18 protein-coding genes are annotated in these 21872 nt (G+C 66.7%); 7 read left to right on the top strand and 11 right to left on the bottom strand.

Annotation, left to right across the window (positions count from 1 at the left end; translation table 11 throughout):
• Window positions 1-7 precede the first annotated feature (7 nt).
• Window positions 8-310 (bottom strand): hypothetical protein, encoded by a 303-nt coding sequence (locus ACQR10_RS20665; protein WP_316217583.1) that lies wholly within the window; start codon window positions 308-310, stop codon window positions 8-10.
• Between the two features lie 200 nt (window positions 311-510).
• Here ACQR10_RS20665 and ACQR10_RS20660 point away from each other — a divergent pair, with 200 nt between their 5' ends.
• A complete protein-coding gene (locus ACQR10_RS20660; RefSeq protein ID WP_315804398.1) occupies window positions 511-1695 on the top strand; it encodes a urate hydroxylase PuuD in 1185 nt (394 codons plus the stop codon).
• 423 nt (window positions 1696-2118) lie between these two features.
• Entirely contained in the window at window positions 2119-2418 is a 300-nt protein-coding gene (locus ACQR10_RS20655; protein ID WP_315804397.1) for a hypothetical protein, read from the top strand.
• A 226-nt stretch (window positions 2419-2644) separates the two neighbouring features.
• On the opposite strand, the gene ACQR10_RS20650 is transcribed toward ACQR10_RS20655, so the two are convergent.
• Window positions 2645-3283, bottom strand: coding sequence for a TetR/AcrR family transcriptional regulator (locus ACQR10_RS20650; protein WP_315804396.1), 639 nt, complete (start codon window positions 3281-3283; stop codon window positions 2645-2647).
• Window positions 3284-3594: 311 nt separating this feature from the next.
• On the opposite strand from ACQR10_RS20650, the gene ACQR10_RS20645 reads away from it, so the two are divergent.
• The 4 genes from ACQR10_RS20645 (at window position 3595) to ACQR10_RS20630 (ending at window position 10230) form a co-directional block, all read left to right on the top strand.
• The gene (locus tag ACQR10_RS20645; protein ID WP_434912054.1) at window positions 3595-4716 is read left to right on the top strand and encodes an efflux RND transporter periplasmic adaptor subunit; all 1122 of its coding nucleotides are present in this window, start codon (window positions 3595-3597) and stop codon (window positions 4714-4716) included.
• On the top strand, window positions 4713-5789 hold the full coding sequence (locus ACQR10_RS20640; RefSeq protein WP_434874127.1) for an efflux RND transporter periplasmic adaptor subunit: 1077 nt from the start codon (window positions 4713-4715) through the stop codon (window positions 5787-5789). The genes ACQR10_RS20645 and ACQR10_RS20640 overlap by 4 nt, the downstream gene beginning before the upstream one ends.
• Window positions 5786-8863: an efflux RND transporter permease subunit gene (locus tag ACQR10_RS20635; protein ID WP_316177881.1), complete on the top strand. Its 3078-nt coding sequence runs from the start codon at window positions 5786-5788 to the stop codon at window positions 8861-8863. Before ACQR10_RS20640 ends, ACQR10_RS20635 begins: the two co-directional genes overlap by 4 nt.
• 92 nt (window positions 8864-8955) lie before the next feature.
• Window positions 8956-10230 carry a DUF2130 domain-containing protein gene (locus ACQR10_RS20630; RefSeq protein WP_434890523.1) on the top strand — a complete coding sequence of 425 codons (1275 nt, stop codon included), beginning with the start codon at window positions 8956-8958 and terminating at the stop codon, window positions 10228-10230.
• A 115-nt stretch (window positions 10231-10345) separates the two neighbouring features.
• On the opposite strand, the gene ACQR10_RS20625 is transcribed toward ACQR10_RS20630, so the two are convergent.
• From ACQR10_RS20625 to asd, 7 genes are all read right to left on the bottom strand, one after another.
• The gene (locus ACQR10_RS20625; protein WP_434912053.1) at window positions 10346-11239 is read right to left on the bottom strand and encodes a DUF3313 domain-containing protein; all 894 of its coding nucleotides are present in this window, start codon (window positions 11237-11239) and stop codon (window positions 10346-10348) included.
• A gap of 165 nt (window positions 11240-11404) precedes the next feature.
• The gene (locus ACQR10_RS20620; protein WP_434912052.1) at window positions 11405-12283 is read right to left on the bottom strand and encodes an EamA family transporter; all 879 of its coding nucleotides are present in this window, start codon (window positions 12281-12283) and stop codon (window positions 11405-11407) included.
• A 288-nt stretch (window positions 12284-12571) separates the two neighbouring features.
• Window positions 12572-14776: a xanthine dehydrogenase family protein molybdopterin-binding subunit gene (locus tag ACQR10_RS20615; RefSeq protein ID WP_434912051.1), complete on the bottom strand. Its 2205-nt coding sequence runs from the start codon at window positions 14774-14776 to the stop codon at window positions 12572-12574.
• Between the two features lie 4 nt (window positions 14777-14780).
• A complete protein-coding gene (locus ACQR10_RS20610; RefSeq protein ID WP_434912050.1) occupies window positions 14781-15797 on the bottom strand; it encodes an FAD binding domain-containing protein in 1017 nt (338 codons plus the stop codon).
• Window positions 15794-16303: a (2Fe-2S)-binding protein gene (locus ACQR10_RS20605; RefSeq protein WP_316217595.1), complete on the bottom strand. Its 510-nt coding sequence runs from the start codon at window positions 16301-16303 to the stop codon at window positions 15794-15796. The genes ACQR10_RS20610 and ACQR10_RS20605 overlap by 4 nt, the downstream gene beginning before the upstream one ends.
• Before the next feature lie 150 nt (window positions 16304-16453).
• Window positions 16454-17431 carry an NUDIX domain-containing protein gene (locus tag ACQR10_RS20600; protein WP_316217596.1) on the bottom strand — a complete coding sequence of 326 codons (978 nt, stop codon included), beginning with the start codon at window positions 17429-17431 and terminating at the stop codon, window positions 16454-16456.
• A gap of 115 nt (window positions 17432-17546) precedes the next feature.
• The gene (asd, locus tag ACQR10_RS20595) at window positions 17547-18422 is read right to left on the bottom strand and encodes an archaetidylserine decarboxylase (RefSeq protein WP_315804385.1); all 876 of its coding nucleotides are present in this window, start codon (window positions 18420-18422) and stop codon (window positions 17547-17549) included.
• Between the two features lie 35 nt (window positions 18423-18457).
• Between asd and ACQR10_RS20590 the strand changes: the two genes are divergently transcribed.
• A complete protein-coding gene (locus ACQR10_RS20590; RefSeq protein ID WP_410051444.1) occupies window positions 18458-20122 on the top strand; it encodes an aminotransferase class III-fold pyridoxal phosphate-dependent enzyme in 1665 nt (554 codons plus the stop codon).
• Between the two features lie 247 nt (window positions 20123-20369).
• On the opposite strand, the gene ACQR10_RS20585 is transcribed toward ACQR10_RS20590, so the two are convergent.
• Window positions 20370-21002: a hypothetical protein gene (locus ACQR10_RS20585; protein ID WP_316177869.1), complete on the bottom strand. Its 633-nt coding sequence runs from the start codon at window positions 21000-21002 to the stop codon at window positions 20370-20372.
• 145 nt (window positions 21003-21147) lie between these two features.
• Window positions 21148-21837 (bottom strand): class I SAM-dependent methyltransferase, encoded by a 690-nt coding sequence (locus ACQR10_RS20580; protein WP_315804383.1) that lies wholly within the window; start codon window positions 21835-21837, stop codon window positions 21148-21150.
• Between the last annotated feature and the right edge of the window lie 35 nt (window positions 21838-21872).

Raw genomic sequence — 21872 nt, 5'->3', positions numbered from 1 at the left:
GGCTGCGCTATGGCTTGGGTCGGCGATCATACGACCAGCCGAACAGGCCGCTCCGCTGGGTCTCGGGCTCTGGTTCCGCAGCCGGCTCCGACGGCTGGGCGGCCGCCTGTGGCGGGGCGGCGGGAGCGACCGGCTTCGGGATGCTCTCGCATTTCATCGCATAGACCAGCTTGCCGTCCTCGGTGCGTCCGATCGGCGCGCAAGCATCGGCGCGCTTGGCCATGCTCTGCTTGGGGGCGGTCTGCGCCATCGCCAGAGGCACACCAGCGAACTGTCCCAGCACCAGCATGATCAGAACCAGTCTCGTCATCCCGCCCCGTCCCGCTTGTCAGACCGCCACATTGAACGCAATCGCGCCGCCGGAGTCCACTGCGTCACGCGCACATGGCAGCTAATCTGTTGTGCACCGACTGCCACAGCGACGTGCTGGAAATCAGATGCGATCGATGCCACAGATGAGACGCAGGCACTCGGCTCTGGACTTGCCCTGTCGAAGGAGATGAGCGCGCGATGTGGGCCTCGATCATATCGGAATGGCTGAGCCTGATCTTCCGCTGGCTGCACGTGATCGCCGCGGTCGCCTGGATCGGCAGCTCGTTCTACTTCATCGCGCTCGATCTCAGCCTGAAGCCGCGGCAAGGCCTGCCGACCGGCGTGATGGGCGAGGCCTGGCAGGTGCACGGCGGCGGCTTCTACCACATCGTCAAATATCTGGTGGCGCCGGCGCAGATGCCGAGCGAGCTGACCTGGTTCAAATGGGAGGCCTACACCACCTGGCTATCCGGCTTCGTGCTGATGATCGTGGTGTACTATCTCAACGCCGACCTGTTCCTGGTCGACAAGTCGATCCTCGACCTCACGCCCCTCCAGGCCGGCCTGTTCAGCTTCGGCTCGCTGGCGCTGGCGTGGCTGCTCTACGAGGCCGCCTGCCGCAGCGGCCTCGCCCGGCACGAGCTGCCGTTCGCGATCGGCGGCTACGTCTTTCTCGTCGCGCTCACCTACGCCTTCACCCATGTGCTGAGCGGCCGCGGCGCCTTCAACCAGATCGGCGCGATCATCGGTACCATCATGGTCGCCAACGTGTTTGCCGTGATCATCCCCAACCAGAAGAAGATCGTCGCCGCGCTGCTCGCAGGCCAAGCGCCGGACCCCAGGCTCGGCAAGGCCGGCAAGGAGCGTTCGGTCCACAACAACTATCTGACCCTGCCGGTGGTGGTGCTGATGATCAGCAACCACTATCCGCTCCTGTTCGGCACCCGCTACAACTGGGCGATCGTCGCCATCGTGCTCGCGCTCGGCCCGGTGATACGCCATTTCTTCAACGAGCGTCACAAGGGTCATCCGTCGCCATGGTGGGTGTGGGGCGTCGCAGCCGCGGGCATGATCGGCATCCTGCTGCTGTCCGCAGCGGGCCCTCGCGACGCCAAGGCGGCCACGAGCGCGCCGCCACGCTTCGCGCAGGTCGAGGAGATCGTGACCTCCCGCTGCAGCATGTGCCACGCTGCCGAGCCCGTATGGGACGGCATCGTCACGGCGCCCAGGGGCGTGCGGCTCGACACTGCCGACGACATCCAGCGCAACGCGCGGCTGATCGCACGCAACGCCGCGTGGTCGAGCGCCATGCCGCCCGGCAACATCACCGAGATCACCGGCGAGGAGCGCGCCGTGCTCGCGGCGTGGGCCGGTGCGCAATAGCGGTCGCAGTTGCCGCCGGCATGACGACCGCTGCTTTGCCTCCCCGAGGCAGTCTGTGGGGCGGGCAAAGGCGCGCCAGCGCGGTCCGCGCAATGCGCCGCCATGTCTCGATGGTAGCGCAGTTAGTTGCGCTGCGGCCCGCAAGCGCTTCGCTGTGCGGCTGACAGCTCCGCTCATCGCGCGCGCGGCAATGGATGCTCGCTCGGTTCCCCACGACGATTGCGTGAAGCCGGCACAAGGACAACCGGATTTTCGCAACGCGGAGTTGAACTGCGATGCATGCGACGACGATTGAGCTGGAGCACATCCGATTGTCGTCATGAGCTTGCGGCAAAATTTACCACCCGTTGGGACGCGGCTTGGCTGCAGAAAACATGGCGCTAGAGTGGCGCCCACAATCAGCTCTCAGCGAAACGCCCCATCATGTCGATCTCCGTCAAAGGCCGGCTGGCCATTGTCGCGCTCATCGCGCTTGCCTGCTTCGCAAGCTCGGTACTGAAGCTCTATCTGGGGCTGCTGTGCATCTCGCTGCTTTTGAGCTTTGCCGTGGTCGGCGTCGTGGCCCGGCTGGTCGAAGGGATCGTCATCAGGCGCGACCGGAGCAGCGAGCGACGGCTGGCACATCGCAGCGATCGCTCCGCTCGCGTCGACGAAACGCAGCCGCTGTCGATGACGACGATGGATCATGTCGACACGCCATCGCCGGCCGAACCCGCGCGATGAGGGGATTCTCCGTCTGGCGATCGCGCGCTGACGAACAGGGATACCGCACATCGGAGAATGGCAATGGTGCTACGAGTTCGACCGCTGGAACGGCGACGACCAGATCATCCTTCCGAACCAGCCGATTGCGGACGCGACGACGCCGTGCTCGGTGGCGACACATCGGAAGAGCAGCACGTGGCCGTTCAAATCGCCGCGCTGATCGCCTCGATACGCCGGCTGTACCTCATCCCTTCGTCCGCTTCCGCTTCGCCTCGAGAGCGCTCAGATAGGTAGCCATCATCTCGGGCAGCGCTGCGACGACGACATCGCGGCTGCGCGGATCCTGCTCGCGCGTGAACAGCAGTGTCCCGAGCACGACGGCATCGAGCGTCGTGGCCGCCTGCCTGCCGAGTTCGTCGCCGAGCCTGGCGCGCATGACGCGGTCGATGACGACCCTGAACTCGGCGTGCATGGTCTGGTCGTGCAGATCGAGCGTCGCCAGCGCATCGGGGTGGCGAACGAAGTAGCGGATCGCCCAGCCAATCAACTGCTCGATGACCTGCGGCGGCGACATCGCCGCCCATTCCGCATCGCTTCGCTGCACCACGCGGTCGAACGCCGGCTGCAGCTCGGCATCGTGACGCTCGGCGAGCGCATCGAGCATCTGATCCTTGTCACGGAAGAAGTGATAGACCGAGCCGATCGACGCGCCGGCGCGCTGGGCCGCGGCATGCATGCTGACGGCACCGATCCCGGACTCGGCGATGATGGCGGCTGTCGCGTCGAGCAACTGCTCGCGGCGCTCACGGCCACGCGCCTGCCGCGGCGCACGTGATGTCGTGCGCACGGGGGCATTCAGGTCGGTCGCAGCTTTGCGTCGCACGTTCGCGTCATGCCTTGGCTCGCCGCGGCGGCAGCGCTGGCCGATGTCCCAACGGGAGCGCCCGGGCAACCCGCACAGGGGGAATTCGAAACCGCCACGAGAATGTTACTAGACGAATTATTCTAGATTTGATTGTCTAATTCACGCACTGTCAAGAGGATGGTGTTCAACTTTCGCGTGAACCTGCTTGCCTGCAACGGCGGGCGGGTTTTGCGGGCTGCTGACGACCAACAGGTGCTTTCCGGTCCCTGCGTGCTTGCGCGGCAGGACGGGAATGATCGCCACCACCCAACCGGACCGAAGATACGACCATGTCTCCATTCACAGGATCCTCTTTCCTTCGGGCACCGGGCTCACGCCTGCTGGCCGCGGCCGGCTGCGCTGCCGTCGGCCTGCTGCTGGCCGGGTGCGAGCAGAAAACGGCCGCAACCGCGCCGCCGTCACGGCTGGTGCGAACCGAGGTGGTCAGGCTGTCGGAGCGCCGGCAATCGATCACGCTGACCGGTGACGTGCAGGCGCGGGTGCTCGCAGACCTGTCGTTCAGGGTCAGCGGCCGCGTCACCGAGCGGCTCGTGGAGGTCGGCGCGCACGTCAAGGCCGGCCAGTTGCTCGCCAGGATCGATCCGGCCGAGCAGCAGGCCGATCTCGATTCCGCGGAGGCCGCCGTGGCGGCCGCGGAGTCGCAGGTAAAGGTCGCAACCTCCAATTTCAACCGCCAGCAGACGCTGATCACGAGCGGCTTCACGACGCGCGCGACCTTCGACCAGGCCCAGGAGACGCTGCGCACGGCGGAGGGATCGCTGGAGGCCGCCAAGGCCCAGCGCGACACCGCCAAGGACGCCCTGACCTACACCGAGCTCCGCGCCGACGCGGACGGCACCATCACCGCGCGCAACATCGAGGTCGGGCAGGTCGCCCAGGCCGCGCAGTCCGTGTTCACGCTCGCGCATGACGGCGACCGCGACGCGGTCATCGACGTCTACGAAGCCGCGCTGTCGCTCAAATTCGACGACAGCAAGGTCGCGCTGGCGCTGCTGTCGGATCCTTCGGTCACGGCCAAGGGCACGGTGCGCGAGGTGTCGCCGACCATCGATCCGAAATCGGGCACCGTCCGCGTCAAGATTGCGATCGAGAATCCGCCGCCGGAGATGATCCTCGGCAGCGCCGTCAGCGCCACCGGCTTCATCAAGCCGGAGCAGCGCATCGTGCTGCCGTGGAGCGCGCTGACCGCCGCCGGCAAGACGCCGGCGGTGTGGCTGGTCGATGGCGGCGACAGGACGGTGTCGCTGAAGCCGATCACGATCGAGGACTATGAGACCGGCGCGATCGTGGTGTCGGCCGGGCTGCGACCGGGAGACCGCGTCGTGACCGACGGCGGCAAGCTGCTCAGCGTCGGCCAACAGATCACGTTCAACGAGGAGAAGCGGTCGTGATGTCGCCGATGCGCTGTGTTCTTCCGCTCGGCGCGCTCGCTCTGCTCGCCGGCTGCAACGAGAAGGCCGCCGCTCCCGATCCGGTCCGGCCGGTGCTGTCGATGAAGGTCGAACGGCAGACGGCCAATGTCTCGACGGTCACCGGCACGATCGAGCCGCGCTACAAGGCCGATCTCAGCTTCCGCGTGCTCGGACGCCTGATCGCGCGGCCCGTCTATGTCGGCGACATGGTCAAACAGGACCAGGTCGTGGCGGCGATCGATCCCGCCGCGCTCGAACTCGCCGTGCGCGCCTCGGCCGCCGAGGTCTCGCGCAGCCAGGCGCAACTCACCAACGCGACCGGCACCGAGGGCCGGCAGCGCACCCTGCTGGAAACCGACGCCACCACCAAGGCGACGCTGGAGAGCGCCGAGCAGTCGCGTGCGGCCGCCCAGGCCTCCGTGATCAAGGCGCAATCCAACCTCGCCAAGGCGCGCGAGCAGCTCGGCTACGCCCAGCTCAAGGCCGATTTCGCCGGCATCGTCACGGCCGTCGGCGCGGAAGTCGGACAGGTCGTCTCGCCCGGCCAAAGCGTGGTCACGGTGGCGCGGCCCGACATTCGCGAGGCGGTCATCGACGTCGGCGAAGACATTGCGGGCGCGCTGCAGGTCGGTACGCCGTTCACGGTGCGGCTGCAGGTCGATCCGACCATCAGCACGACCGCGAAGGTCCGCGAGATCGCGCCGCGCGCCGACGCCACGACGCGCACGCGTCGCGTCCGCATCACGCTCGACAACCCGCCCGAAACCATGCGGCTCGGCACCACCGTCACCGCGACCGTGAACACCGAGCAACGGACCGTCATCCGATTGCCGTCGACGGCGATCCTGGAGCAGGACGGCAAGAGCTTCGTCTGGCTGGTGGATGACGCCAGCAACTCGGTCAAGCGCCAGGAGATCATGGTCGCCCGCAACGAGGACGGCAGCATCCGCGTCACCGGCGGCCTCGAACCCGGGCAGCGTGTCGTCACCGCCGGCGTGCACAGTCTCAAGGATGGCCAGTCCGTCCGCATCGATCAGGAATCTCAGCCGTGAAGTCCTTCAACCTCTCCGACTGGGCGCTCGAGCACCGCTCGCTCGTCTGGTATTTCATGATCGCCTTCATGGCTGCGGGCCTCTTCTCCTACGTGCATCTCGGCCGCGAGGAGGATCCGTCCTTCACCATCAAGACGATGCTGATCCAGGCCAAATGGCCCGGCGCCTCCGCCGAGGAGATGACGCGGCAGGTCACCGACCGCATCGAGAAGAAGCTCGAGGAGCTGCCGGCGCTCGACTACACCAAGAGCCTGACCGTGCCCGGCCAGACCACGGTGTTCGTCAACCTGCGCGACACGACCAAGGCGCGCGATGTCGTCCCGACCTGGCTGCAGGTGCGCAACCTGATCAACGACATCAAGGGCGACTTTCCGTCCGGCGTCGTCGGGCCGGGATTCAATGACCGCTTCGGTGATGTGTTCGGCAACATCTACGCCTTCACCAGCGATGGCCTCAGCCAGCGCCAGTTGCGCGACCGCGTCGAGGAGGTCCGCGCCAAGGTGCTGACCGTGCCCAATGTCGGCCGCGTCGACATCGTCGGCGCGCAGAACGAGGTGATCTATCTCGAATTCTCGCCTCGCAAGGTCGCCGCGCTGGGCATCGACCAGCGCACCATCCTCAACGCGCTGCAGGCGCAGAATGCGGTGTCGCCGTCCGGCGTGCTGCAGGCCGGCCCCGAGCGGGTCGCGGTACGCGTCTCCGGCCAGTTCACCTCCGAGGAGAGCCTCAAGGCGATCAACCTGCGCATCAACGACCGTTTCTTCCCGCTCACCGACGTCGCCACCATCACCCGCGGCTACGAGGATCCGCCAACCTCGCTGTTCCGCTTCAACGGCCAGCCCGCGATCGGGCTTGCCATCGGCATGAAGGCCGGCGCCAACCTGCTCGATTTCGGCGAGGCGCTGAAAGAGGAGATGACCAAGGTCGTGGCCGATCTGCCGGTCGGCGTCGGCGTGCATCTGGTCTCGGACCAGCCCAAGATCGTCGAGGAAGCGGTCGGCGGCTTCACCAAGGCGCTGTACGAAGCCGTCATCATCGTACTCGCGATCAGCTTCGTCAGCCTCGGCGTCCGCGCCGGCCTCGTGGTCGCGATCTCGATTCCGCTGGTGCTCGCGATCACCTTCCTGTTCATGGCCTACACCGGCATCTCGCTGCAGCGCATCTCGCTGGGCGCGCTGATCATCGCGCTCGGCCTGCTGGTCGACGACGCCATGATCGCGGTCGAGATGATGGTGGCGCGGCTCGAGGTGGGCGACTCCTTGCGCAAGGCCGCGACCTACGTCTACACCTCGACGGCGTTCCCGATGCTGACGGGCACGCTGGTGACGGTCGCCGGCTTCATTCCGATCGGCCTCAACAGCAGCGCCGCCGGCGAGTTCACCTTCACGCTGTTCGTGGTGATCGCCGTGTCGCTCGTCGTGTCCTGGATCGTGGCCGTGCTGTTTGCGCCGCTGCTCGGCGTCACCATCCTGCCCGCGACCTTGCCGAGTCACCATGCCGAAGGCGGCCGGCTGACGCGGATATTTCGCGCCATGCTCAATGCCTGCATGCGCAACCGCTGGACCACGATCGTCGCCACGGTCCTGATCTTCGGCCTGTCGGTGTTCGGCATGCGCTTCGTGCAGCAGCAGTTCTTCCCCTCCTCCGACCGCACCGAGCTGGTGATCGACTTCAACCTGCCGCAGAATTCCTCGATCGCCGAGACCAACGCGCAGATGGCGAAGTTCGAACAGGAGGCGCTGAAGGGCGATCCCGACATCGACCACTGGTCGACCTATGTCGGCTCCGGCGCGCAGCGCTTCGTGCTGTCGTTCGACGTGCAGCCCGCCGACGTCTCGTTCGGCCAGATCATCATCGTCACCAAGAGCCTCGAGGCGCGTGACCGCGCCCGCGCCAAGCTGCAGGCCTATCTCACCAAGACGTTCCCCGGCACCGACGCCTATGTGCACCTGCTCGACATCGGCCCGCCGGTCGGCCGCCCCGTGCAGTACCGTGTCAGCGGGCCTGATGTCGCAAAGGTGCGCGAGACAGCGCAGGAATTCGCCGGCGTCATGCGCGGCAACAGCCATCTCGGCGCCGTCATCTTCGACTGGATGGAGCCGGCGCGCGTCGTGAAGGTCGACGTCCTGCAGGACAAGGCCCGCCAGCTCGGCGTCACGTCCTCCGACATCGCCAACGCGTTGAACGGCGTGCTCGACGGCACCTCGATCACCCAGGTGCGCGACGACATCTATCTGATCGACGTGCGCGGCCGCGCCCAGGCCAAGGAGCGGCAATCGCTGGAGACCCTACGCGACCTGCAGCTGTCGGGCTCGAACGGCCAGTCGATCCCGCTCGCGGCGCTGGCGACCTTGCGCTACCAGATCGAGCAACCCGAGATCTGGCGCCGCTCGCGGCAGCCCACGCTGACCCTGAAGGCCAGCGTCATCGATCAGGTACAGCCGAACACGGTGGTCGATCAGCTCAAGCCCGCCCTTGCGGCGTTCAACGCCAGGCTTCCGGCCGGCTATCAGGTCGTCACCGGCGGCAGCGTCGAGGAGAGCGCCAAGAGCCAGGCGCCGATCATCGCGGTCGTTCCGATCATGCTGTTCACCATGGCCACGATCCTGATGCTGCAGTTGCAGAGCTTCCAGCGCCTGTTCCTGGTGTTCGCGGTCGCGCCGCTGGCCTTGATCGGCGTCGTCGCGGCGCTGCTGCCGAGCGGTGCGCCGCTCGGCTTCGTCGCCATCCTCGGCGTGCTCGCGCTGATCGGCATCCTGATCCGCAACTCGGTGATCCTGATCGTGCAGATCGAGCATCTGCGCGACGAAGGCCGCCCGCCATGGGAGGCCGTGATGGAGGCGACCGAGCACCGCATGCGGCCGATCATGCTGACAGCAGCCGCGGCCTCGCTGGCGCTGATCCCGATCGCGCGCGAAGTGTTCTGGGGTCCGATGGCCTATGCGATGATGGGCGGCATCATCGTCGGCACCGTGCTGACCCTGCTGTTCCTGCCGGCGCTCTACGTCGCCTGGTTCCGGATCAAGACGCCGGACGCCACCGCGGCGGCCGAGACCGCCCCGCACGGGGCGTGAATCGCGGATAATTGCGTGGGATAAGCCGCCCGCGTGGGTTAAAGCCCGCGCGGCGGCCGAGTAGATTCGGTCCTCATGGAAGGATGCGAATCATGACCGATCCCCAGATCGTCTGCCCCTCCTGCCGTACCGAGATCAAGCTGACCGAGCAGCTCGCAGCGCCCCTGATCGCGGAGACGCGCCGGCAGTTCGAGAGGCAGCTCCAGGCCAAGGAAGCCGATTTCGGCCGCCGCGAGGCGCAGCTCAAGGCGGCGCAGGAGCAGATCGCGCAGGCCAAGGCCGCGATCGACCAGCAGGTCGCCGCCAAGCTGAAGGCGGAGCGCGCCGCGATCGCGCAGGCCGAGGCCGAGAAGGCGCGGCAGGCGGTGGCCGATGAGATGGGCAACCGCGATCGCCAGCTTGCCGAGCTGCACGAGGCCATCGTCAGCAAGGACGCCAAGCTCGCCGACGCACAGAAGGCGCAGGCCGAGATGCTGCGCAAGCAGCGCGAGCTCGACGAGGCCCGCCGCGAGCTCGATCTCACCATCGAGACCAAGGTGCAGGAGTCGCTGGTCGCCGTGCGCGACAAGGCGCGGCTAGAGGCCGAAGAGGGCCTGAAGGCCAAGGTCGCCGAGAAGGAGACCCAGATCGCCGGCATGCAGCGGCAGATCGAGGAGCTCCGCCGCAAGGCCGAGCAGGGCTCGCAGCAGCTGCAGGGCGAAGCGCTGGAGATCGAGCTGGAGTCGCAACTGCGCGCGCGCTTCCCCCGCGACCTGGTCGAGCCGGTGCCGAAGGGCGAGTTCGGCGGCGACGTGATCCATCGCGTGGTGGGCCCCGGCGGCCAGGCCTGCGGCGCGATCCTGTGGGAATCCAAGCGCACCAAGAACTGGAGCGATGGCTGGCTGGTGAAGCTGCGCGACGACCTGCGCGCGGCGAAGGCGGACATCGCGCTGATCGTCTCGAGCGCGCTGCCCAAGGGGGTCGACGGCTTCGACCTGATCGACGGCGTCTGGGTCGCCGAGCCGCGCTTCGCGCTGCCGCTGTCGCAGGCGCTGCGCCAGTCGCTGATCGACGTCGCCTGCAGCAAGCTCGCGCAGGAGGGCCAGCAGACCAAGATGGAGATGGTCTACGCCTATCTCACCGGCCCCCGCTTCCGCCACCGCATCGACGCCATCGTCGAGCGCTTCACCGAGATGCAGTCGGATCTCGACCGCGAGCGCAAAACCATGATGCGTCTGTGGGCCAAGCGCGAGGAGCAACTGCGCGGCGTGCTGGATTCGACGGCGGGCCTGTATGGCGATCTCCAAGGCATCGCCGGCCGCGCGATGCAGGAGATCGAAAGCCTCGACGTGCTGCTGATCGAGGGCAAGAGCGAGGCGGCGGAGTAGCGCGCGCCGGCCGCGCCCCGAGGCGTGCCAGCATCACGCCGCATCAACGCTTTTTCCGATGCAGCCGCATCGCGCCGCGTCTCGCTTTGCCGTGGCATGCGGATGCAGATGACCGCTACTGCTTCGCCATCTGCGTGCTCGCCTGGGCGTCGCTCGGCACAGCCCCCTTGTCGACCCATTCCGGCGGGGCGCCCAGACGGTTGGCGACCATGCCGATGAGCCCGGGGTCCCTGCCGAACGCCTCGCACGCCGCGTTCTTCGGCTTGCCGCCGAGCGCCGCGCCGATGCGTTCGATCGACGGCAGCTTCGGTGGCTTGCCGAACGGGGTCTCTCCGGTCACGAGCATCTGGCCGAAATCGGCGCTGAACGAACTTGCCAGATCGTAGGCATCGCCGGCCTGCGACAGCACCGGCGAGTTGGTGAACGAGTTGGCGCCGCGCGCCCACACCATCGCAGCCTGCTGCCGGCCCTTGCGGTCGAGCGCTTCCGCCTCGATCGTAAGACTGCCGAGCCCGATCGGCAGCCGCGGCACCGGCACGGGCACCCCGAGCGCACCCGGCACGGCAGACACGACCTTGGACGCGCCTGCCGCGACCGGATCGGTCGGCGTCGCCTGGGTGATGAAGGTCCGCGTCGTCAGATCGGCCTTCTGATTGGCCGGCACGACCGTGAAGCGTTCGCTCAAATTGAGACACAGCGCGCGGTCGACGGCATTGGCGACGAGCTGTCGCTGCTGGTCCGTCAGCACCGCGCCGGCCTGCCCCGAAAAGGATGTCGGCGTGATGCGCACGGTCTGCGCCGCGAGCACATTGTCCTTGTCGACGTTGAGCTGCGACTTGGCGAGCACGCCGTTCGATTCCGCCAGCGCCTGATAGGATGCAAGCGCACCGCTCTGCGTCATCTGCGCCGTGGCGCAGCCCGACAGGCCGAGCGCCGCGCTCAGCATCGTCAGGCGGATGGTGGCCGGTGTGCATGATCTCAAGAAAGCCGCGACGTCGATCTCGACCATGCTTCTCCCGCCTCACGCCGACGATGATCGCCCTCTCGCGGGCGGCGCATTCTTCTCCACCGAGATTTCGGACAGCGTGGGGCGGAAGCATGGAGAGATGTTTCGAAACGGCACCAACCAAGGAGAGAGTACGGCGAGCGTGTGCGCGGCGCCGCTACCGCGGGCTCACAATCCGCAGGTGATGGCGATGACGCCTGCTACGGCCAGCACGGCGCCCAGCCAGGCCGCCGGCGCGGGCCTTCGCCCGGTGCTCCACCACAGCAGCGGCAGGATCATGACGGGCGTCGTTGACGACAGGCTAGAAACGATTCCAACGGGCCGGCTCGTCAGAGCAAACAAGACGAGCGTCATGCCGATGCCCATCCCGAGCACGCCGCTGAGCGCCGATCGGATGACGATTGATCTATCCACCGCGGCCGAGTTGCGGAAACCCGGAACGGCGGACAAAGTGAGCAAGGCTGCCAATCCGATCGCGGCACGAATGGACGTGGCCAACGCCGGGTCGAGGCCGGCAGCCATCACGGGACGCGCGATCAGGACAGCCGCCGCTGCGAACAGCGCCGCCGCGAGACCGAACACGAGCCCCACGCGCAGCGAGCCGTGTGTCTCCTGGGCGATGGTGCCAGGCTGCCTGAAGATGATTGCGACGGACACGCCGCCGACGATACACCCTACTCCCATGATCTTGATCGCCGACAGTGCTTCACCAAGCCACAAATAACCAAGCACGGCCGCAAATGCAGCCCAGCTGGCATAGACAACGGCCGTCAGGCGTGGCCCCAGTCGCGCCAGTGCAGCATAGAAGCAGGAGTCGGCGACGACGATCCCGAGCAGGCTCGATGCAGCCAGCATCAGCAGCTGATCCCCCGGCGGCGCGGCCCAGCGGCCTCGCAGCGTCACCAGGGCCAGCATGGTGAGGAGCGCCGCTGCGAGACGGATCGCGTTGAACCTGACGGGACCGAGTTGGCGAACGGCCGACGGCGCAATGAGGTTGCTGACGGCGATGCTGAAAGCAGCCGCCAGTGCAGCCAGATCGGAGAGCATGATGAACGGCCACACTGCAGAGCGATCTGTTCTGATCGTCCAGCAATCTGGCCCTGGCAACGGCCGCGGTCAAGCAATCACATCGCCGACGACACACGCCATCGTCCCGCGGGAAGCCAGTACCCCACGGCATTGGTCACGACAGTGCCGCCGAGCCGGATGCCCGCCAGCGCGGGACACGACAATGGTCGTGACGCACATTCACTAACATTGGCCTCACAGTTGGAGCCGTTCTGGGATCTTCCCCGAGACCCCTGACAGCCGTCGGCTGTCGGGGGCGAGACCGGCTCACCCCACGACCTTGTCCAATGTGATCGGCAAATCCCGAATACGCTTGCCGGTGGCGTGATAGACCGCGTTGGCGATCGCCGCGGCGACGCCGACGATGCCGATCTCGCCGACGCCCTTGATGCCCATCTTGTTGATGATGCGATCCTCCTCGTCGACGAAGATCACCTTGATATCGTGAACGTCGGCATTCACCGGCATGTGATACTCGGCGATATTGGCGTTCATGATGCGCCCGAAGCGCTGGTCGATCTGGGCTTCCTCGTGCAACGCCATGCCGATGCCCATGACGACCCCGCCCATGATCTGGCTCGAAGCCGTCTTGGTGTTGAGGATGCGCCCGGCGGCGACGGCATTGACGATGCGCGTCACCCTGACGACGCCGAGCTCCTCGTCGATCTTCACCTCGGCGAAAACGGCCGAATGCGTGTTGTGCGCGTGCTTGTCGTCGTCCTCGAACTCCGAGCCGCGCTCCTTTTCGATCCGGTCCATGCCGCCATGGCGCATGACGTCGGCCATGGGCACCGAACGATTGCGATCCGCGATGGCAACGATCGCGCCATCCGCGAGCGTCACCTCGTCGGCCTCAAGCCCCTGCAACGGCGAGCCCGGGACGGTGTGCGCGATCTTCAAAAGCTCCGCCCGGATATCATCAGCGGCGTTGACGATCGCATGCGAGATCGAGGCTGCGGTCCATGAGCCGCCCTCCACCGGCGCCTTCGGCAGCGTGGAGTCGCCGAGCTTCACATTGATGCTGTCGAGCGGCACGCCGAGCATGTCGGCGGCAACCTGCGCCATGATCGTGTAGGTTCCGGTTCCGATATCGGAGGTCGCGCTCGACACCTCGACATGTCCGTTGGCCGTCATCACGATCCGCGCCGCGAACGGCATCTGCAAGGCCTCCCAGGCCCCGCTCGCCATCCCCCAGCCGACGAGTTCTCGGCCGTCACGCATCGACCTCGGCTCCGGATTGCGCTTCGACCAGCCGAACGCCCCGGCGCCCTGCTGATAGCACTCCTTCAGCCGCTTGCTGGAGAACGGCAGATCCTTGTCCTGATCCCGATCGGAATAGCAGCGCAGGCGCAATTCGAGCGGATCCATCTTGAGCGCGACGGCGAGTTCGTCCATCGCGCATTCGAGACCGTAGACGCCACTGGCGGCGCCGGGCGCGCGCATGTCGCCCGGCGTCGGCACGTCGAGCCTGGCGAGCCGATGCGTCGCGCGCGAAGTGGCGGAGGTGTAGAGCACCTCGCCCCAGCCGATGTCGTTGCGCGAGAACGCCTCGTGCTGCGAGGTCATTGCGATGGCTTCTTGCGTCAGCGCCGCCAGCGTGCCGTTCTCACGGGCGCCGAGCGCCAGCCGCTCGATCGTCGCCGGGCGATAGCACAAGCCATACATCTGCGCACGGCTGAGCACGACGCGCACCGCGCGCTTCAGCTTCAGCGCCGCCATGGCGGCGAGCACCACCTGATATTGCGGCCGCAGGCCGGAGCCGAACGCGCCGCCGACGAACGGCGACATCACCTGGACGTCGTCCTCCTTCAATCGGAAAACGCTGCAGACATAGCGCTGCACATTCTGGACGCCCTGGGTCTTGTCGTAGACCACGAGTTTGCCGCCCTCACGCCAGAGCACCGTCGACGCGTAGAGCTCCATCGGGTTGTGATATTCGATCGGCACGCCATAGTCCGCGTCGTGACGCACGGCTGCGCCGGCGAGCGCCCTTGTCGCGTCGCCGCGCGGCTTGACCGGCTTGTCGACCTTGAAGGCCTGCTCACGTCGCGCATGCAGATCCGTCGCGAATCTCTCGACCTCATAGTCGATCTCGACCAGCGTTGCGGCGAAGCGTGCGGTGTCCTCGTCCTCGGCCACGACCAGCGCGACCGGCTGAAAGTTGAAATGCACTTGGTCGTCGTAGAGCGGGCGATAGGGCGAGCCGTCCTCCGGCGCGACTTCGTCGCGATAATCGTCGTCCTTGTCCGCCATCCTGACCCGGTTGGTGTGGGTCAGCACGTCGATGACGCCGTCGACGGCGAGCGCGCGGCTGGGATCGATGCTGATGATCCGCCCTTTCGGAATGGTGGAATTGACCACAACGCCGAAGGCGAGGCCCGGCGCGGTGAACTCGGCGGCATATTTGGCGGCACCGGTGACCTTGGCGCGGCCGTCGACGCGGGAGGTGGCAGTGCCGATGTGAGCTGTCATGACGTCACCGGATGGTCTTGATGGCTTGGATCTGCGGGGTTGCGTTCGCGGCCTGGGTCAGCGTGCGGACGATCGCGCGACGCGCGAGCGGGATCTTGAACGCATTGTGCCCGGAGCTTTTGGCTTCCTTGAGCAGGATGTCCGCGGCACGGCCGAACGCCTGGGGATCCGGCGCCTGCCCGCGCAGCGTGTCCTCGGCAGCCTGGTTGCGCCACGGCTTGTGGGCGACGCCACCGAGCGCCAATCGTGCTTCGCGGATCTGGCTGCCGTCGAGATCGAGCGCAGCGGCGACCGAGACCAGTGCGAAGGCATAGGACAGGCGGTCGCGGATCTTCAGATAGCTGTGGTGCGACGCGAAGCCTTGCGGCGGCAACTCGATCGCGGTGATGATCTCGTCGGCACGCAGCGTGTTGTCGAGATCCGGACGGTCGCCAGGCAGCCGGTGGAAATCGGCGAAGGCGATGAGGCGCTCGCTGGAGGCGCCTGTAACATGCACCGTGGCGCCGAGCGCGGCCAGCGCGACGCACATGTCGGAGGGATGGGTCGCGATGCAGTCGGCGCTGGTGCCGAGGATGGCGTGGCCTCGGTTGAGGCCATCGATGGCCGAGCAGCCGGCGCCGGGTGTGCGCTTGTTGCAGGGCGTGGCGACGTCGTAGAAATAGGCGCAACGTGTCCGCTGCAGCAGGTTGCCGCCGGTCGAGGCCATGTTGCGCAGCTGTGCCGAGGCGCCGGCGAGGATCGCGCTCGCCAGCAGCGGATAGCGGCTCTCGATGGCCGGGTGATAGGCCAGCGTGCTGTTCGGCACCAGCGCGCCGATCCTGACGCCGCCGGCGCTCGTCTCCTCCACCTTCGTCAACGGCAGGCGGCTGATGTCGATCAGCTGACGCGGCTGCTCGACGTGATACTTCATCAGGTCGATCAGGTTGGTGCCGCCGGCGATGAACCTGGCTTCCGGCACCGCCGCCTTGAGCTTGACGGCCTCGGCGACATCGCTCGCGCGGGCATAGTCGAAATTGTTCATCGTCCTCCTCCCATCGCCTGTTCGATGGCGCCGACGATGTTCGGATAGGCGCCGCAACGGCAGATGTTGCCGCTCATCAGCTCGCGGATCTCCTCCTTCGTCTTCGCCCTGCCCTCGGCGATCAGGCCGGCCGCCGAGCAGATCTGGCCCGGCGTGCAATAGCCGCATTGGAAGGCGTCGTGATCGATGAAGGCCTGCTGCAGCGGATGCAGGTCATCGCCCTTGGCGAGTCCCTCGATGGTCGTGATCTCGGCACCGTCCTTCATGACCGCGAGCGTCAAGCAGGAGAGCACGCGGCGGCCGTCGATCAGAACGGTGCAGGCGCCGCACTGGCCGTGATCACAGCCCTTCTTGGTGCCGGTGAGATCGAGATGGTTGCGCAGGAGATCGAGCAGCGTGGTCCAGGGCGACACCGGCAGGGTACGCAATTCGCCGTTGATCTGAAGCGTGACGGACAGAGGCGCAGGCCTGGAAAGGGGTAAGGCATTCTCGCGCGACGCGCTCATGCGGGATCTCCATTGACGGACCCGCATCAACCCGCAATGGCGCCAATGGTTCGCAACAATTTTTCAGCAGCGGCCCGCGGGACTTGCCCAGGCCAGCACGTGCAAAGGGCGGACGGTACAACCGCCTGGTCGGTCGCGTCGCCGTCCGGCTCAAGCGGCGCGGCCGAGCCACGCCCGCATTTTCTCCGCCAGGCTGCGGCGGCGCGGTCCGTCCTGCGCCTCGTCATCGACGGCGGCCGCATCCTCAGGCAGCATGGCCTCAGCGCCGGGACCAAGCCCGTCCTCACTTTGGCGGCTCACATCGGCATCCGGCGCGACCGGGGTGGGCAGCAGCGACTTGATCGCGGCGGCGACCGCTTCGATGCGCTCGAGGTCGGCGGGCTCGCGTTCCATCGCTGCGGGTTCGGCCGGCAGCGGGGCTAGGTCCGCCTCCACCGGCATAGCCGTCGTCTCCAAGACGATCGGTTCGGATTGATCGAGGCCGGGCGCCGCAGCCGCAAGCACGGCTTCGGCGGGCTGCTCGCCCTGCACGTCGATCGCGAGGTCGGCGATCTCCGGCGCCGGGGCGGGCTGCTCTACGATCCGGCTGCGGCGCTTCCTGGCCGTTGCAGGCTTTGCCGCGAGCGCCGCCGTCTCCACCGCGGGCTTCTCGACCGGCTTCTTGTCAGCGGCGGTCTTCGCCGCCACCTCGGGCGCGGACTTCGCTTTGGTCTTGCGGATCAGGCCTGCCAGCGCGTAGGGCCCGACGGTCTCCAGGAAGGTCTTCTCATGGTCGCGCGACAGCCGCCCCACTGCCGCATCGAGCGGCAGCCAGTCGACGGCGCGGACATCGTCCATCAGCGGCTGCGACGGCTCGCCGGCCGCTTCCATGCGCCAGTAGTGCACGACCTTGGAACGCGTGCCCGTGTCGTAGACCAGGGTGCCGAGAAATTCATGCACGGTGACCTTGTGGCCGGTCTCCTCCAGCACCTCGCGCTTGGCGGCGTCGCGCGGCGTCTCGCCGTCGTCGAGCTTGCCTTTCGGCAGCACCCATTCGTCACGCTTGCGCAGGCGCACGACCGCGATGCGCGGCGGCTGTTCCCGCCGCAGCACGATGCCACCTGCCGCCATGATCGGCGCTCTCGCCATCGCCTCTCCCGAGCCGCAACGACCGCAACTCCCGCGGTCTGATTCGTCAGTTGAACGCTCCGATATAGGACTGCGCAACGACGAAATCGAGATTGCGCAGGCAGGGACCCGACATTCATCCGGCGGCGACGCGCCTGCGCCACAGTGGCTGGCCGGCGCGAATGCGGGCGCCCTCCGTGACATTGGGACAGAACGTGAAGTCGCCCGGCGCGAGCAGGATGATGGTCGAGCCGTGCTCGAACCAGCCGAGCTCGTCGCCCTTGCGCACATTGTTGTGACAGGGGTAGGCGAGCGGCCGCTCGGTCTGCGCGTTCAATACGCGGTCGAGCGCATGCAGGCGGATGCTCGCGACCAGGATCGCGGCCACCGGCACGATCGTGAACGGCTCGCCCGAGGCGAGATGCGTGCGGATCACGGCGCGCTCGTTCTTGCAGAACAGCCGCTCGACCCGCTTCAGCGCGATCGGATTGACGTTCCAGACGTCGCCATGGATCAGGCTGACATGCTCGAGCGTCATGTCGTACGGCGCATGGAAGCGGTGATACATGCTCGACGTGAGACGCAAGGTGACGAAGCAGCCGTTGCGGTGGGTGTCGACCACGGCGGGATCGGCGACGAGCTCACGCAATGAATAGGGTGCGCCCTTGATCTGATAGAGCTCGCCGTCGCGGATCAGACCGTGCGCGCCGATGATGCCGTCCGACGGGCTGGTGACGATGGCAGGATCGGGATCGAACGGCCGCAGGCCGGGCTTCAGCTCGCGCGTGAAGCAGGCGTGCAGGCTCTTGAAGCGGTTCTCCTTGGCCTCGGAGAGATCGAGGTCGGAGAACAGCTTCCACAGCGCGATCGAGGCGTCGCGGACCAGCGGATTCTCGATCTTGGAGAACCAGCCCATGAAACGGGTCAGCGCGGCGCGCGGCACGCGGTTGGTGAGCAGGAAGTTGAGGTCTTCCTGTTGGGTGACGGAGGCGATCAGGCTTTTGACTGTCATGAATCTGTCAGCAGGAGTGGTTAGCGCTTTTGGACATGATGGAAAACTCGATTCCTTATGTATCGCTCGCCGTTGGCGCTGCCGTGACGGCCGCCATGGCCCCGAAGGTCAAGGCCCGCATCGAGCTGTCGCGCGCCAAGCACCGCTCGCTGGCCGGCCATTCCAAGATGTCGCGCCGGATCTCCAGGCTGATCCCGCGCTATGAGTTCGAGATCGACGACTTCTTCCGCTCCGACGGCGCGCCGCAGGCGATCGCCACGAAGCGCCAGGACGGCTTCTTCCGACTCGGCGCGTTGTTCCAGGAGAGGTTCGCCAAGAGCCGCGCGCTGACGGCGGAGGCCGCAAGCCGCATCTCCGACCTGCAGTTCACCCAGAGCTACCGGGTCCCCTTCCAGTACAGCCGTCTGGTCAAGGAGCAGCTCGGCGCCGGCTCGTTCATGCAGGCCTCCTCGGGCGTCACCCTGACCGATCTCGACGGCAACCGGTTCTACGACCTCACCGGCTCCTACGGCGTCAACATCTTCGGCTACGACTTCTACAAGGAGTGCATCGCAGCCGCCGAGCGGCGCGCGAGCGCGCTCGGCCCGGTGCTCGGGCTCTATCACCCGGTCGTCGCCGACAACGTAAAGCGCCTGACCGAGCTGTCCGGCATGGACGAGGTCTCGTTCCACATGTCTGGCACCGAGGCGGTGATGCAGGCGGTGAGGCTCGCGCGCTACCACACCGGCCGCAGCCATCTGGTGCGCTTCGCCGGCGCCTATCACGGCTGGTGGGGCGACGTGCAGCCCGGCGTCGGCAATCCGATCGCGCCGCACGAGACCTACACGCTCGCCGAAATGTCCGAGCGAACCCTGCATGTCCTGCGTACCCGCCGCGACATCGCCTGCGTGCTGGTCAATCCGCTGCAGGCGCTGCATCCGAACGGCAATGCGCCCGGCGATTCCGCGCTGGTCGATTCCTCGCGCAAAGGAAAGTACGACCGCGAGGCCTACACCGCCTGGCTGAAGCAGCTGCGCGAGGTGTGCAGCGAGCGCGGCATCGTGCTGCTGTTCGACGAGGTCTTCCTCGGCTTCCGGCTCGCGCCGGGCGGCGCACAGGAGTATTTCGGCATCACAGCCGACATGGTCACCTACGGCAAGAGCCTCGGCGGCGGACTGCCGATCGGCGTCGTCTGCGGCAAGCGCGAATTGATGCGCCGCTTCCGCGACGACCGCCCGGCCGACATCTGCTTCGCGCGCGGCACCTTCAACTCGCATCCTTACGTGATGGCGGCAATGGACGAGTTCCTGAGCCGGCTCGACAGCCCGAACTTCCGCGCCATCTATGACGGCCTGGACGAGACCTGGAATGGCCGTGCCGCGCAGCTCAACGCGGACCTCACCGCCAAGGAGCTGCCGGTGCGCGTCTCCAATCTGCAGTCGATCTGGCTGGTCGAGTACACCGTGCCGTCGCGCTACAATTGGATGCTGCAATACTATCTGCGCGCCGAGGGCCTGGCGCTGAGCTGGGTCGGCACCGGCCGCTTCATCTTCAGCCTGAATTACACCGACGCCGATTTCGCCGAGGTGACCAGGCGCTTCGTCTCGGCGGCCGAGAAGATGAAGCAGGACGGCTGGTGGTGGAACGACGGCACGCTCACCAACAAGGCGATCAAGCGCCAGATCCTGAAGGAGATGCTCGGCGCCGCGTTCGGGCGCTGAGGCCAGCGCCTCCGCCGCTTGCGAGGGAGGTCGGCGGGCTCGCAGAGCCCGACGGGTGGGGGCCGCGGCACGACGCGCTCTCACGATCAGCGGAGCAAGCCTGTCCCCTCCCCGCCCCTCCCCCGCAAGCGGGAGAGGGGGCGCACTGCCCTTGCCGCGACAGCCTGCGTTCAACATCGACAGCCCCCACAAACACCGATGCCCGGGACCGGCCCGGGCATCGCGCAACTCCGACGCATCGGTCCGATCAGGCGTGCTGCTCCTCGAGGGTCTCGCCCATGAGATGCAGGCCCGGATCGATCAACTCGCCGCGCAGCAGCGCCAGCGGCGCCGAGCGGTACTGCATGAAGTCGTTGAACGGGTCGGTGATGATCTTGGTCATCCAGACGAGGCCGGTCTCGACGTCGCGGATGAAGAACAAATGGATGGTGCGGAACAGCAGGCCACCGATGCCGATCACGAGCCAGAGCTTGGCGGTTTCGCGGACGAACTCCATCGCCGAGGTCCAGGGCGGCAGCAGGCCGAACAGGGTCGGCTGCAGATACAGCACCACGGGGGCCGCGGCCCAGATCGACATCAGCACGACCTTGCGCTGCAGATTGTAGCCGACCTTGATCTCTTCCTTGTGCTCGTGGGTCGCCTGGTTGACGTGATCGTAGCCCTTCGGCTCGAAGAAGAAGTGGCCCGCCTGGCGCGAGGTCATCGACACCAGCCAGCCGATCAGCGCCGAGACCAGCGGATCGAACACCATCATCACGTAGGCGATCATGAAGCTGAGCGCGCTGACAAAGTGCAGGCTCTGATTGATACGGCTGTGATGATAGTAGCGATGGTCGTCCCAGCGCTGGATCCGCAGCTGCTCCAGGAAATGCTTGATCATGGTTGCTCCGAAGTATGAGTTGCAGGTCGTGTACAGGGATTCGGTGTAGATCGTGTGACATCATCAAGATGTCACACGATCGGACGCAGTGAAACGTTTTGGACTACGGAGAACGCCGCAGCGGCGGTAGACGGTCGCCGCGGCTTCAAGCCGCGGCAGCACGCTCCAGCTTGCGGAAACGGACCAGCGAGAAATGGCCGAGCGGCGGGATCAGCCGGCGCTCGACCAGCTCCATGCGCTGCGCTCCGGCGAGCCAGCGCATGTAGCGCGACCAGCCGAATTCGGCGGTGCGGAAGCCGAGGCGGCGCACGACCGGCTGCAACGCCTGCTCGATCACGCGGCGCATGCCGGCATCGGCGCTGACGCGGGTCAGGATGATCAATTCGCCGCCCGGGCGCAGGACGCGGGCGAACTCATCGAGCGCGACCTCCGGGTTCGGCACCGCGGTGACGACATATTGCGCCATCACGACGTCGAACGAATCGTCGGGGAAATCGAGCTGCTCCGCGTCCATCACCGCAAGCCCTTCGACGTTCTTCAGCCGCTGGTCGGCGACGCGGCGCATCGCCTTGCCGAGCATCGCCTCGGAGATGTCGGTGCCGAACACGCGCACATGCGGCGCATAGAGCGGCAGCGAGATGCCGGTGCCGACACCGACCTCGAGCACGCGGCCGCCGAGCTTGTTGGTGGCCGATATCGCGGCCTGGCGGCCCTTCTCGAACACGCCGCCGAACACGAGGTCGTAGATCGGCGCCCAGCGGTCATAGGCCTGCTCGACCTGCTCGCGATCGAAGTCGAGCTCCCGCGCGCCGTCGAGCTTCATGGTTTCTGCCATCGTTACATCTCACTTGGTTTGGAATTGATGGAGTG

Source organism: Bradyrhizobium sp. HKCCYLRH2060, assembly GCF_051168135.1.
Taxonomy (GTDB): Bacteria; Pseudomonadota; Alphaproteobacteria; order Rhizobiales; family Xanthobacteraceae; genus Bradyrhizobium.
This window is presented reverse-complemented; position numbering and strand designations above follow the sequence as displayed.